Genomic DNA, 14,929 nt, shown 5'->3' on the forward strand with positions numbered 1-14,929 from the left:
CCTCAAATAGTGTCTAACTTTTTGGGGGCAGTTCAGAGACATTTGCGCAGCTTTTCATAAGGAACTCTTCGCAGAGCAGGGATTTTTTTGTACTATCGTTATCTATAATATCCAGCCATCAAGAAAGATCCTAACTAATGTAATTCTATCTATTTATCGCTTTTAAAAATCCCTATATATTTATTTTTTTTACTTTTTGAATAGTTTGGGGCTAAAAATATAAATCTATCTTTAGGATGATAAATTATGAAATTAAAATTCTGATCTTCTAATAACACTGTCAGTATATGTTTACCTTTACTTGGATTAACCTCTATTTTATAATAAGATGAAGCAATATTTGGTACACTCTAATCTGTCTTTGAAGATATTTTTTTTATCTAACATTACATTTATCTCTAAATTATCTAGTTCTTCATCTGTTGGTTTTTCAATCAAAATTAAAATTTGATTAGAATTACAACCTATAAGGAAAAATGACATAAAAAATAAAAACAAAAATTTTGTATTCATAACTAATCTTTTATTATTTTTGGTATTATATCACCTTTTTTAACATTAAAATCATATGGTCTTTCATTTGTTGCAGAATTCCAAAGCCAATTATTAGTATTCGTCGGGGCTTTCTGTGTCGGACTGCCTTGATTTAAATCTCCAAAATTAGCATCTCCTACAATTGAATTTAATTGCATTATTGAAAAACTTCCAAAACGATTTTTATCATAACTCATATGATTATCTCCATATCTTAGTATCTGAAAATTGATACTCCCAATTATGTTTTAAACCAAAATTATGTCCAAACTCATGGGCTCCTGTTTGCGTCATTTTGTCTATATTACTATTCACTTCGACATATGAAATCTTTTCTCTCATTGTAGCAACTCCTATTGTATTTGAATACCATTTCTCTTCAGATGTGACGTCATCTACCAGAACCTATAAATAATCTGACTGTTTAACATCTTTCATCGATGTTACATATCACTAACTTTGAAACACTACCAAACTATTTTAGGAGGAGACAAATTACCTTTTTTTATTTTTTTGCAGTAAATATAAATGCCGTAACTATCTTTCCATTATCTATTTTTTGCCAAAATAATTTTTTCTTATATATAATAATTTCCTCCTCCTTTACTACTGGTATTTTTTCGATAGCAACATGTTTATTTGATTTAATGCAATTGCTTAATTTTTCTGGAGGTACTATTATAAAAGGCTCATCACCTTGTATAATAATATTTTTTATATAAATTCTATTTTCTGATATTCTTTTATAAGTAAACTTTTGTTCAATAGTTATCAATGTGTCGGCACATAAATATTTAACTCTATATTCACCCAAAGTATCATTTGTAAAATATAAATTTAATTCTCTAATATTTTTCTGCTTATAAGAATATTCTTTATAGAATCTTTTACTGCAACTACTAAAAATAATTAACAGACTAACCAATATTATAGTATTAATTTTCATAATCATTTAATTATTATTCCAATCAATTAATGATATGCCTACAGGAGGATATATAGCTATATATCCCGCGTCTGTCATAGAATTAATAGCATTCGGAACGATTTGGTTATAATTATTTATAGTCGTTACGGTTGGGTCATTTCCAGCTTGAAAAGCTCTCAAAGCATCGGCAGGACTTACAGGTAGATTTGAACGATATTCAATTTTACCATCATATCCATATTGAGCTTGATAGGCATCAATTTCTTTGCTAACACCAAATGTACCACTAGTTAATGCTCCACTCATATCCATGTTGTACTCACCTCTTGCTATTTGTCCACCATGTCTACCTTCATGGACTTGTTTAGAAAAATTATCGGTAAACATAGTTATTTCATTAGTACCTGTTCTTCTTGTTTCAGGATTTCCATTGTTTTTTGATGATTTTTCAAACTTATAAAAGTTGTTTGTATCTCTTCTCATATCCGAAACATCAGATCTAGATCTGTTTAGTTGAGTGAGTCTGTCATTTCGATCTCCTGTGCTTTGACCATTTCTTTGAAGTTTAGTAATCTCTCTATTTAATTTAGCAATTTGTTTGTCAATTTTTTTCTCCATCTTTTGAGCTTTTTTTTCATTCTTTTTATCAAATTCACGGCCATCAATTTCTTTATTAATTAATGGATTGTTCTGAACAAACGCATATGGTGATGTTGTAATGTATTTTTCTGCCAATTGGTCTATAACATTCCAACGTCCAACTGCAGGGTCGTAATCACGCCATCCGTATGCATATTCATTAAGCCCCAGCTCGTCTTGAAGCTCCTTACCGTTATACTTATACTTCTCGGCCTGAGCACTTCCTAAAGAATAATTTGGTACGTTATTATACCCAGATCCGCAAAGTATGCTTTAAGCTACCTCAACACGCTGCGCAAATGAGACATTTGCACAGCTTTTCATAAGGAACTCTTCGCAGAGCAGGGAAACATTTTTTATATATGTATCAGCTTCTGTTACCTGTTAAACTAGAGGGCTTAGGAATAACTAATGGTGTAACAATTTTGCGGAATTACCACCATTAGACAATAATTTATTAACCTTAGCTAGGTAATAACAACATTAATATTACCATAAATCTTATGAACAATCTTACATTTGCATATGTAATGTGGAATGCTGAAAATAAAAAAAAATATGACATAAATTTTTACTGCTTTCATAATTTGTTTCCCCTCAATTTATCTTAAAAAATAAGTTCTTACTTCATATTTAAAATACTGTTTTTCTCTAAATAATTTACACTGGCATAAACCTTACAAAATGTTTCGAAACAGTCAATAAAAAAACAGAATGTAAGATTTCACATTCTGTTTTTTTTAAACTCATATTCTATAAAAGAAAACAATAATTTTAATCACAAAAAGTATTATAATCATATGGAATATAATTGATAAACTTTAAATATAAAAAGATTTGATCTCTATTCCTAAATCCATACAAATCTAATTTCTTTTCATTATTTATAAATATTTCTGTGCGTTTACCATCCCACGCAAAATTACTTTTGTAAAGTTTTGACTTACTTATGCTATCAATTTTCGAGTTTATAGATATCAAATCTTTTTCGGAAGTTACTTTAAATTTTTTATCTACTTTTTTTGAGCTAAAATCAATAAATTTATCTTGATAATTAGCAGTTGTTCTTCCTCGTATTAATCTTCCATTACCATCTTCATCAAAAATTAAAACATCAACACATGAACCAGGACCTCTTATAATCATTTTAAATTCATTTTGTTTCTCATTTATTTTGACAAAAACAACAATGATAATTACAATCAAAGGAACTATCAAATATTTACCATTTTTCAAACTTTTAATCTTCAAACCCATAGTTAATCCTTTCTTTTCCTTTTTGTTCTTTATTTAACTTATTCTCAGTAGTATAACTTCCTGTTTTATTTGATATCGGCCTATCAAAACCTTCGAAACCAACTGTATATGCTTCTTCAATTGGAATTTTTTCTGATTTTACTGACTTACCATCATTATAATAATGTAAAGTCGTCAAATTTCTTGGCTTTGATTCACCATTCATTTGTGCCAAGGCATGAATAAATTCATGATTCATCATATTAGTTACTGACATTGTCTCTGTAGAATATTTTCCTGTTTTAAAATCTCTAGCTAAAAAAAAGTGACCACGACCTATAGTAACTACAGCATTATTTCCAATACCATTACTTGAATCTTTCTTATTTGCCCCTTCTTCTTCTTCCGTAGTTGCACCAACTAGCCCTGCGTTCTTTACTTTGCTACTTAACGCATAATCTATAGTTGTTGTCTTTTTTTTATGCCCTATTAAATCTCTGATTAATTCTGTTCCTTCAGTTTTATCACCAGTTCCTCTTTTTGCAATTTCAACTTCCCCTGTTTTACCATTATATCGCAATTTATCATTAGTAATAACCTGCATTGAAGCTAGCAGCATCACTATTTCTTGTGCAGACAGTTTCCTATTATCAACAACATTTCGACCAAGAATCACCCTCATACCGTCTGGATCGATAAAAAGTACTGGATTATTAAATGAATATGAATAAGTAGATGAATTGTCATATCGATGAGCTAAGGGATCAATACTCATCCATCTACCCAATGCAGGGTCATAATTACGTGCTCCAAAGTCGTAAAAGTTAAGTCCCAACTCGTCTTGAAGCTCCTTCCCGTTGTACTTATACTTCTCGGCCTGGGCACTTCCTAAAGAATAATTTGGTACCTTATTATATCCTTTTTGTTTTAATCCAAAAGGATAATAATTATTCTCCTCTACAATACTTAAGTTTTTATCAAAACTCAAACGTACATTCCCTAAATGGTCTTTGTATTGATAAATATAATCAAAATTATCTGCATTCTTTGCTGCATAACCTTCAGGGTGTGAGAAAAATTTCAGGGTATTCCCTTCATATATAAAGGTTCCTGCATAATCAGTCGTAGCCGCTGAACTTACTATTTTGCGAAGTTTTACTCCTGTAGCATCATAGATATACTGAATATTACCAGAAGAAAATGTTATTTTGGAAGGCAGATTCAAATGATTATAAGTTATACCTGTTATATTTTTATTGGCATCACTAAGCATATTTCCATTAAGATCATAAGTATAATCTGTATTGGATCCGCTGGTACCATTTGTAAAACCTTCGGTACTTCCTGAACTGTCTTCTACTTTCAAAAGTCTGTTACCCGAATTATAAGTATAAGCCAGATTGTCCATGGTTCCAAACACAGCGGCATTTACATCTGTATTTCCTTTTCTGACTAATCCCAGGATGTTTCCATTTTTATCATAAGTCAGGCTTTCATTGTAACGGGTCGGGTTTAGTGCCGAATTGTCAACTGCAATAGTCAATCTGTTCAGAGCATCATACTCATAAACATACCCTTTTAAAGAACTGTCTGTATTAGCGGTTTTCCACTGTGTCTGGCTGATGTTTCCGTTATAGAGTTTTTTTGATGTATCTGTTATATCATTATAATTGATATTAAAAGCGAACAAATCAGTGTCCATCGCATTGACATCATTGATACTTTTCAGCCATCCTCTTATATTATATTTGTAGTCCATAGTTTGCAGACCAGCAGAATTTTCTACTGCTCCAGCGACTGCGCCGCCTACTTTTTTATTTTTTAACTGCCCTAATTCATCATACGAATTCAGAACAATCAATTCTTGTTTAGCCGTATTAATTGATAATTTTGCATTAGGCTGAATAAGTGCATTTCTAATCGTAATGCTTCTTCCCGCAATCTGATCTGTATTAATTGTGCCTGTTAAAATCAAATCAAACTGTGTTTCACTATTGCCAGCACACACATATCCCATATTGGCATCTCCTATACATTGTGTCTGGGCCTTTAACCTTCCTGCATGATCATAAATAAAATTATCTATTACTCCAATGGTTACCCCGTTTTTTGTATGAACAGTTTTGGTCTTTAATGGTTTACCTGTAAAATCCAGCTTCGTTTCCACTATATCTACTGTGCCTAAATAAGTATTTTCAGAGTAAGTATATACCGGTCTTGCTTTACTATCATAATAAGTAAGTTTTGTAATCCAGACATTACTTCCCGCTGTATCCAAAACTTTTACTCTACCGGTTGTCACGAGCCCTTTTACACTTGTCGTATTGGTTTCATTAGTTGGAGATTCCATAAGGACTATGGAATTAGGTGCTCCGGCAGGACGGGTGACATAAGCATCATAGTAATTAATTAGAAGTATCTCCGAAACAGCAGCCAAACTGCCGCTATTATTAGGATACGCACCATTATTATAATAAATACTCGTTCCTCCAAAGCTCGATGCACTGGTACTTTGGGTTACCCATAAACTGCCTGTAAATGTTTTAACTTCATTTTGAATAACCTCTCTTGTAACATTTGCCGTAGTGATGGCTTTTCCGGTATAAGCTACCCTTCCAAAAGCATCATATTTGGTAAAAATCCATTCGTTTTTGGCTTTTTGAACTGCATCCTGCGTCAATATAGGCTGATCCAGATTATTGTAAACAATACTTTCTGTTTCTTTACCCGGCAACTTCTTTTCTACTAAACGATTTTTGTAATCATATTTGTACTGGTAACACAAATCGTTTAAAAGACTTGTAATTGTACTTAATGAAGCTGTAGCGGCTTCGGCTTTAGGAGGAAGTACAAAAGTTAAATTTCCCAAGTAATCATAAACATAATAAGTATCGTGTATCTGATTGTTATTATAGATTCGTTTTAAAACAAGCTGTCCCTGCAGGTTTTTAAATTCTTCCGTTGTACGGTCTTTCAGATTACTCTGTGCTGACTGCCAGTTTTCGTCTTTTACAGTCGTTTTATAAAGACTCCCCGTTGCATAATTATTCCCTTTTAACAAAACGTTGTTTACCGCATAGAACAAAGGCACAGCGTCCTCTGTTTTATTAGTACTATAAACTGTTTTAACTGAATGACCCGTACTGCCGTTAGGCTGCCAATCAGCTCCTACAGCTCCCTGCTCCACTACCTTGTTTAATGGAGAATTATCAAAAACCGATATTGAATAAGGCGCTGTATCTGCGGCAATTCCGGAAGCAATTGCACCAATATCAGGAATTCCGCTTCGGGCTCCTTCATCATAAAAATAAGACTGAATAATTTCCGGAACAGCATTAGGCATACCCGCCGTAAGATATCGTCCATCATTACTATATGAAAACGGAAGAAATTTCTTTTTTTCTCGTCCATATTCATCATATTGATGAAACGTAATAATGTCATTCCCTTTTGGTGTCTGTCCGATTGCTACTTCTTCCAGCGGTCTTCCTAATCCGTCAAAATAGTTAACATTTTCTATAATTTTTTCATTTGTCACAATCTGGCTTCCAGATAAAACATTCTCTAAAGCATTTATCTGAAAAGGATACTGCGGGACCGCTGTATAAATATAGTTTATAGATTTTGTTAATTGCGGTACTTTATAATTTTGCGCTTTTAAAACCAGCCCTGTAAAAAACAATACGGATACTATTACTTTTTTCATAATTATATTTTTAAGGGTTAGTTACATTTTGATAATTGTAAGCATTCTTACTCACTACATTTCCGTCATGATCTGTTACATATTCAAGCCGGTTAAAACCGTCATAATGAAACGAAGTCATCTGGCCGCGTTGATCTGTTATACTTCTAACGCCTATTAAAGGCTTGTGAGTATAGGTTGTAACCATTGCGTTTGGAAGACTCTCCCTTAATAGTTTTAATGCCACTAAAAGTTCTTGTTCTGTTCCTGTATCTGATGCTGTTTGTATAGTAGAGATAAGCGTTGAAGAAACAGAGCTATAATTTGCATTTTCAATTTTAGCAACAATTAATGATTTATTGTACCCCCGGATATAACATACAGGAATTCCTCCTGCTTTTTGGGTCTCTAAAACATTTCCATTATCAGTATCATAAGCGTTAAAAGAACCTCGTGTTTCATACAAACTCTGTCCCTTATCTTTAACAACAATAGATTCCGGAGATATTAAAGACATATTACTTCCTGAATTCCAGTTTTTATAATGTATTCTGGAAGATGATATAAATTCATTGTTTACATAAGAGGACTCCTGTATAGGAATAATTCTGTTCCGATTAATCAAATCCTGATATCCGCCACGTTGGGAACCATTTAAATCATTCCAGATATCATTGTATTGAGTCGAGTATAAAATTTCTTTTCTATTTTTAAATCCATCACTCCTTGTTTCTTCTATACTTGTTGGAAAATAAAGTGTGGGTATGGTATAGTTGTAATTAGTTTTTGTCTGTACTGAAGTTCCAATACCACTTATTAACTCTCCATTCTCATTTTTAATCATTTCTTTTATAACAGTTCTTCCTTTTACAATTGGATAGAAATAGGTCTGCATCGTTAGTGCCAAATTACTGTCATGAAGTTCAGGACTAGACTGATCGTTAATTTTGTATACTGCAGGGCTGATTTTAAACCCCCAGTATACCTTCGGATCTATTATATGGGATATATAATTTACAGAACTAACAGGTTGCAAAAAATTATTCTTCTGAAATGTGTTTACCGATTTTAAAAAGCCATTGTTCAAACTGGCAGTAGGAAAAAGTCCAGGAAGACCACTGCCTCCTGGAATTTTTCTATCGGGATTAACGCTATACTCATATTCCACTTTTCCATTTTCGCCATCTGCTTTTGTTTCTGTTACATTTCTATATCCTACTAAACTTCCATTAGCAGAATTAGAGTAAGGATATATTGAGGAAGTCGAAAAATAGGTTTCTTTTACAAGAAAACTATGAATTATTTTATCCCCCCACGGAGTTGTATAAACCTCTTCGGATGGATAAATATAATTGTAAGTAAAAGATGGAGCAGTCACTAAAACCCCATTATTATAATTGTAATTAGTTGATAAATACTGTGCGAACTCCGATTCTTTATGTTTTATTGTTTTTATTCGTAATCCACCAACATAATTTGAACAAATGTCAGTCTTCGCCTTTTTAACTATAGAAATAGAGGCCATATTTGACCCCAGAACAGGGTTATAACTGTCAGGATAGTTAGCAACCAGCCTGTATTGACCAGCTGTTAAAATTTGATCTTTTTCTGTAAAAAAAGTATTCCCATTTTGACTGTCCCACAGATAATTACTTTTAAAAGGGACCCATGTATCAATAGACTGGGGTACTTTTTTTTCTAAACTCACAAAATGATAGTTAGAACGATTCAAAGAGTTCCCCACTGGTATTTGAGCATCTCGAAATAATGTTATATTAATATCGACAAGCGTTTCCTGGGATATTTCAAAAGGAGTTATCACAATTTCATGAGGATAATTCCAAGGTTCTTTATAGGGATCCGGATCTGATGCAGTAATATAACTGCTATTATAAACCGAATAACAATTTGAAAACTGAGTACAGGTTCCGCCACAATTATTTGGAGCATATTCATTAGAAGCATATTCAAAAATTGTTTTCCCGCCAGTTGGGTAAATAATCTCTTTTAAAATTCCGGCCTGAACTTTAGTTGTATCAACAACTCGGTTTGCTCCTTCAAATCGGCTAAAGGATTTCGGAATATTCAATGCATTTTCATAGAGAAAACTGTCAGGTAAAAGAGTTTTGTTTGGTTTCCCGTTATAATATCCCCATAAATCCTGAGCAAATGAACTTTTATAAGGTAAAGTCTGTGTATCATAAGTAAACTTATGAGTTATTGGATTAGTAGTTCCTTCAGAAAAAGAGAGCAGTTTTAATCTTCGTTTCAAATATTCTGCTGGATAATTAACATTTATGGATTCTGAAAAAGGTACAGTTGAACTATCCTCTCCATAAGGAGTATTTCCAATAAAATAGTCATAGTCAAATGAAAATTCTTTTATTATCTCCGATTTCTTATTTCTAATTATTATTTTATTCAGTTTTGTTCCATAAAGGTCTAAACGATACCCATTGACAAATTCCACTGAGCCATCAGGAAATTGAATATCAGTTAAAAAAAGTGTTTTTGTAAAATTATTAGCTTTTCTTTTATCTATAGAAAACTCATCAATAGGATTCGGATATAGCTGAGGACTTTGTTTATCAATTTCAACAAAACTTTCGGTTAACGATGGAACTGAAGGAAAATAATCTGTATTTAAACTGTAATTTCCTCCGAGATACAAGTGCTGCCAGTTTTTTTCATTAAGAATTTGTCCAAAAGATTTATAATTAAATTTAATTAATTCACCTTCCGGCGTTAAAATTTCACTTAGTAAGTAGGAATTATTAGTTAATACTCCGCTGCTATTAACTTCTATATCCTTAAAAGTGTAAACACATCCATCAGGGGCTGTAGCAACAATAACAGCATTTGTTTTATTATTTAGAGAATGTTTAAAAATTATACTATTGTTACTTAAGTCAATGCCATTTATAACAGAATTACAATAATCACCGCTTATAAATTTACCCGAGTAACTTCCCATATTATAGAGATATAAATCAGGTTCACTATCATAAGTTTCAAACATAAATTTGTTTAAAATATCAGCTGTTGTTCCTGTCTCCTTATCAAATACATATTTCCCGTTAATGAGCTGTCCTGATAAATTATTATCATCATATATACTATTTAGTTGATTTGCAGTCGGCAGATAACGATTCCAATACTTTGAATAACAATCTTCATCGTCTTTACCATTTATCTGATGGGTGATCGCTCCTCCGGCATTAAGTGACCATCCCAAACCAACCCAGCTTGCTTCTTCATTTACACGAATTCCGCCAGTGTGATATTTTAATGTTATTGGAATAGTTAAGCTTTTCAATTTTATTTCATAAAGAGGAAACGAAACATCTGCCGTACCATTAAAATTATTTACGGGAAATTCTATAAATTTATTTAAGGCTGCGGCATTAGGACTTTGAATCAGCTTGGGAATCAAATCCTGATAAGTGGGAATATTTTGTGCATTAACACAAAAAGAAGCAACCAATACTAAAAATAAAATAATTTTCTTATTCATAATAAATACAGTTATAATTGATATTATTATTCAAAAAAGTTTAAATAAATTAATTTTTTATTTTTCTTAACAATAATAATGAAAATATATTCAAAAACACAAAAACCAAATCATTTTTTTAATATTATAATTCTTATAATTGTTTTAGTGTTAATTATTTAAATCCAACAAGTATTAGAGCATTGTTTGTGTAAAATTCACACTTTTTGACATAAAAAAAATCCATTTACCAAATTAAGGTAAATGGATTTTTTTTATGGATTTAAGAAATTTATAAACCAGACAAGTAATTAATAGAAAGAGATTTTTCTCGTTGCTATACTGCCGTTTTCCAAAGTTGTTTTTATGATCAAAACCTGATTTCCTGACTGAAGATTAGAAATCTCGAATTCTGTATTTTCGATCTTTTTATGGTTATAAAGTCTTTTTCCTGAAATATCAAAAATCGACACTTCTTTTATAGATCCGTTATTGGAATTGAGTTTTATGTTTTTATCCTTTACAGACACATAAACACTACTGTCCTGATTTTCGAACTCATCAACACCTAAAACGGCTGTAGTATATTTTATTACAAAACGATCTAAGAAGGTTCCGGTTGAAGTGGTAAATTTATAATCTCCTGACTGTAAATTCTGCACGGTACCCGTAACTTTATCTTCTAAATAAACCGGATGATCTGTCAAAACACCATCGGCACGATCAATTGCAATAGTAAACTCTCCCTCAAGTGTAGATTTATATCCTAAAGGAACTTCATCTGATTCTGTAAATGGTAAAGCACGTCCCTGAATTACTAATTTCCGGCCTTCATTAATACTGTAAAAATCGATATAGATATTACTGTTAATAGTAACTCCGTCAAAGTTATGATCCCAGGAATTGGTTGCTCCTTCAATATATCCAATCAGTAATTGTTTAAAAGCCCCCTGATTGTTTTTTAAATTAAGCCAGATTCTGTGTTTTTCAAGATTTGTTTTATTGCTTTCACCTGATTTAAAAAACTGACTATTATTGCCTGCAACCCGCATTGAATTGGTAAAAACAGCATTTGCTGTTGTTCTGGATTTCACAAAGAAGGATTGTCCGGCAGCTATATACCCTAAAGGCGGACTTTGATTTCCGGGTGTTCCTGCGCCTTCTCCATCCATATTTCCAACCTCTGTGCTTCCCGTTAAATTATAAATGGCATAATCATCACTGGTATAATTATAAGTAGCATCCCCCGGAACAGCGCTGCTTGGAGGTGAATTATGAGTCCAGAAATATAAGGTTCCGTATAAATTAGCAGAATTATCTACAATAAACTCATCAGCATAAATTGCAGACGGATATGGATTTCCCAGTAAGTGATTTCTTTCGGCTGCCACTAACGGGACCGTTATGGTTCCGTTATTAGGAACTCCAGTCAGAGAACCACCATAAACTGCGGGACTGGTAATATCAAAATTCTGTGGACCTCTTATAATATATCCGTAACCCGGAGCCATTTCTGAAGTTCCGCCGTAGCTAAGCACCCAGCCTGAAACGGCATTATGGCTATAGTATTTATCTGCCAGTGTTGCAGGTGATAAATTATACATAGTAAAAGGAGGTGTTCTCACAATTGGTGATGACCAGTAAGTATAATCGTAACGACGTATAGGTGCAGTGTTACGCTTATAGGTTATATTACCCGTATTGGCCACATCATTAATCTGTAAAAGACTCGCATTGTTTTCAAAAGTTAATGTACCTCCATTATTACTTAGCGAATTTGTAATTGTTAGGGTATTATTAGAACTTACTGTTACATTAGCTCCCGGATCAACCACACAGGAGCAGCCGCTTAAATCTCCGCTCGTTACATAATTTCCGGAAAAACGAATAGCATCTGTCGCTATAGGCGGGCTTCCTTTTGACCAGCTTGTACCATTCCAGATATTGGTAACAGGAGCCTGAATTTCAATATTTATAGTGGGCAGAGACGGACATATAGAAATATCGTGTATAGTAAAAGTATAATTTCCCGGAGCTAAATTAGGTATCGTATAACTATTTCCTGAAGACGTATAAGTTTGTACTACCGTTCCGTTTTGCGTAATAGTCCAGTTAGGTGACGCCAGCAAACTGGTCAGTACCACACTTCCTGTTGGATTCACACAGGTTGGCTGTGTAATGACTCCAACAATTGGAGTAGATGGTTTTGGTTCTACATCAATTCTGGTTTCTATTGCAGGTTCTTCAGGACAGGTACCATTTTGTACGATAGCACGATAACTGGTACTGGTACTTAAGATTCCCGGTTGATAAGTATCTGCGGTATGAACTATGGGCTGCCAGACATAAGGTATTGCTTCGGCGTATTCCCATCTTACGATTGTTCCCGTATAATTATGCAGGGTTAACAGAGGACTTGGATCTCCACTGCAAATGTGAGTTCCGCCATTTACGACACCCCGATCTGTTTTGGTTACCGTTGTTGTATTACTGGCCGTAGAAACGGAGGAACATCCGGACGAAGTGTAACCTGCCGTAACAGTTTTAGTACCGGTTGTAAGCCATTGTAAAGTTACCGTATTACTGGCTGCATCTGTTCCTCCTGTGATAATGGTATAATCTACAGAAACAGTTCCCGGAACATTCCATATATAATTTGACTGCCCACTCTGTGTCGTATAAGTAACATTGGTATTGACGCAGACAGAAGCAGCTGGCTGGGTTGTAAAAGTGGGTACCGGAATTGGATTAATCGTAATTACAGCTGAACCGGAAGTAAAACCAGAACTTCGTACACAATTAGCATCAGTAACCGAAACTATCGAATAAGTGGTCGTGGCAGTAACCGGATTCGTAAAAGGAGAAAAAGGCGTACCACTTACAACACCTGAAGCAGTTCGGTTGGCACCGCCGTTTTCAGTATACACTATTGTATAAGGACCTGTGCCTGTTGTTGCCGTAAAAGTCAGCTGGCCTGTCCCGCTTACACAAAACGGACCATTGGCTGTTAAACTTCCCTGTGGTAATGGATTGACGGTAATCGTCGCTGAACCTGAAGTGAAACCGGAATTTCGTACGCAGTTGGCATCGGTAACCGAAACTATTGTATAAGTTGTAGTAACGGTAACCGTACTCGTAAACGGAGTAAAAGGCGTACCGCTCACAACACCCGAAGCAGTTTGGTTAGCGCCGCCGTTTTCAGTATACACTATCGTGTAAGGTCCTGTACCTGTTGTTGCCGTAAAAGTTAACTGACCTGTGCCTGTTACACAAAACGGACCATTGGCTGTTAAACTTCCCTGAGGTAAAGGATTAACGGTTATCGTCGCTGAACCTGAAGTAAATCCAGAACTTCTTATGCAGTTAGCATCGGTAACTGAAACTATCGAATAAGTCGTCGTAGCGCTAACGGGACTAGTAAACGGAGTAAAAGGCGTACCACTTACAACACCGCTTGCTGTTCGGTTGGCACCGCCGTTTTCAGTATACACTATTGTATAAGGACCTGTTCCTGTCGTTGCGGTAAAAGTCAGCTGGCCTGTCCCGCTTACACAAAACGGACCATTGGCTGTTAAACTTCCCTGCGGCAATGGATTTACTGTAATCGCAGCTGAGCCACCTGTAAAACCGGAACTTCGGGTACAGTTAGCATCGGTAACTGAAACTATCGAATAAGTCGTTGTAGCGGTAACCGTACTGGTAAAAGGAGTAAAAGGCGTACCGCTTACAACACCGCTTGCAGTTCGGTTAGGCCGCCGTTTTCAGTATACACTATCGTATAAGGTCCCGTGCCTGTCGTTGCCGTAAAAGTTAACTGACCTGTGCCTGTTACACAAAACGGACCATTGGCTGTTAAACTTCCCTGAGGTAAAGGGTTAACGGTTATCGTCGCTGAACCTGAAGTAAATCCAGAACTTCGGGTACAGTTAGCATCGGTAACCGAAACTATCGAATAAGTGGTCGTAGTGGTAACCGGACTAGTAAACGGAGTAAAAGGCGTGCCGCTCACAACACCGCTTGCAGTTCGGTTGACACCGCCGTTTTCAGTATACACGATCGTATAAGGTCCTGTACCTGTTGTTGCTGTAAAAGTCAGCTGACCAGCGCCGCTTACACAAAACGGACCATTGGCTGTTAAACTTCCCTGAGGTAAAGGGTTAACGGTTATTGTCGCTGAACCTGAAGTAAAACCGGAACTGCGGGTACAATGGGCATCGGTAACCGAAACTATAGCATAAGTTGTCGTAGCAGTAACCGTACTGGTAAACGGAGTAAAAGGCGTACCGCTCACAACACCGCTTGCAGTTCGGTTGGCACCGCCGTTTTCAGTATACACTATGGTATAAGGACCTGTGCCTGTTGTTGCCGTAAAAGTCAGCTGGCCTGTACCGCTTACACAAAACGGACCATTGGC

At 34.8% G+C, this 14,929-nt stretch carries 8 protein-coding genes and 1 pseudogene; all 9 read right to left on the minus strand.

The features are described 5' to 3' along the window. Positions 1 to 515: 515 nt before the first annotated feature. A complete protein-coding gene (locus ACODST_RS27215) occupies positions 516 to 731 on the minus strand; it encodes a hypothetical protein (protein WP_488935244.1) in 216 nt (71 codons plus the stop codon). A 4-nt stretch (positions 732 to 735) separates the two neighbouring features. Then, positions 736 to 876: a zinc-dependent metalloprotease family protein gene (locus ACODST_RS27220; protein WP_488935245.1), complete on the minus strand. Its 141-nt coding sequence runs from the start codon at positions 874 to 876 to the stop codon at positions 736 to 738. A gap of 163 nt (positions 877 to 1,039) precedes the next feature. Beyond that, complete coding sequence (locus ACODST_RS27225; protein WP_488935246.1) at positions 1,040 to 1,480, minus strand: hypothetical protein; 441 nt, start codon at positions 1,478 to 1,480, stop codon at positions 1,040 to 1,042. Between the two features lie 6 nt (positions 1,481 to 1,486). Further along, positions 1,487 to 2,371: an RHS repeat-associated core domain-containing protein gene (locus tag ACODST_RS27230; protein WP_488935251.1), complete on the minus strand. Its 885-nt coding sequence runs from the start codon at positions 2,369 to 2,371 to the stop codon at positions 1,487 to 1,489. Between the two features lie 504 nt (positions 2,372 to 2,875). Beyond that, positions 2,876 to 3,337, minus strand: a complete 462-nt coding sequence (locus ACODST_RS27235) for a hypothetical protein (protein WP_488935247.1) — start codon at positions 3,335 to 3,337, stop codon at positions 2,876 to 2,878. A 4-nt stretch (positions 3,338 to 3,341) separates the two neighbouring features. Further along, entirely contained in the window at positions 3,342 to 7,043 is a 3,702-nt protein-coding gene (locus tag ACODST_RS27240) for an RHS repeat domain-containing protein (RefSeq protein WP_488935248.1), read from the minus strand. Positions 7,044 to 7,053: 10 nt separating this feature from the next. Next, positions 7,054 to 10,536, minus strand: coding sequence for a hypothetical protein (locus tag ACODST_RS27245; protein WP_488935249.1), 3,483 nt, complete (start codon positions 10,534 to 10,536; stop codon positions 7,054 to 7,056). Positions 10,537 to 10,826: 290 nt separating this feature from the next. Next, positions 10,827 to 14,105, minus strand: a complete 3,279-nt coding sequence (locus ACODST_RS27250) for a DUF8693 domain-containing protein (protein WP_488935250.1) — start codon at positions 14,103 to 14,105, stop codon at positions 10,827 to 10,829. Between the two features lie 134 nt (positions 14,106 to 14,239). After that, a pseudogene (locus tag ACODST_RS27255) lies at positions 14,240 to 14,929 on the minus strand (hypothetical protein); the annotation flags it as partial.

This window comes from Flavobacterium sp. FG19 (genome assembly GCF_057809475.1).

Excerpts from the sequence above, each read along its gene's own strand:
- ACODST_RS27215 (WP_488935244.1), bottom strand. The coding sequence starts at position 731 with ATGAGTTATGATAAAAATCGTTTTGGAAGTTTTTCAATAATGCAATTA.
- ACODST_RS27220 (WP_488935245.1), bottom strand. The coding sequence starts at position 876 with ATGAGAGAAAAGATTTCATATGTCGAAGTGAATAGTAATATAGACAAA.
- ACODST_RS27225 (WP_488935246.1), bottom strand. The coding sequence starts at position 1,480 with ATGAAAATTAATACTATAATATTGGTTAGTCTGTTAATTATTTTTAGT.
- ACODST_RS27240 (WP_488935248.1), bottom strand. The coding sequence starts at position 7,043 with ATGAAAAAAGTAATAGTATCCGTATTGTTTTTTACAGGGCTGGTTTTA.
- ACODST_RS27245 (WP_488935249.1), bottom strand. The coding sequence starts at position 10,536 with ATGAATAAGAAAATTATTTTATTTTTAGTATTGGTTGCTTCTTTTTGT.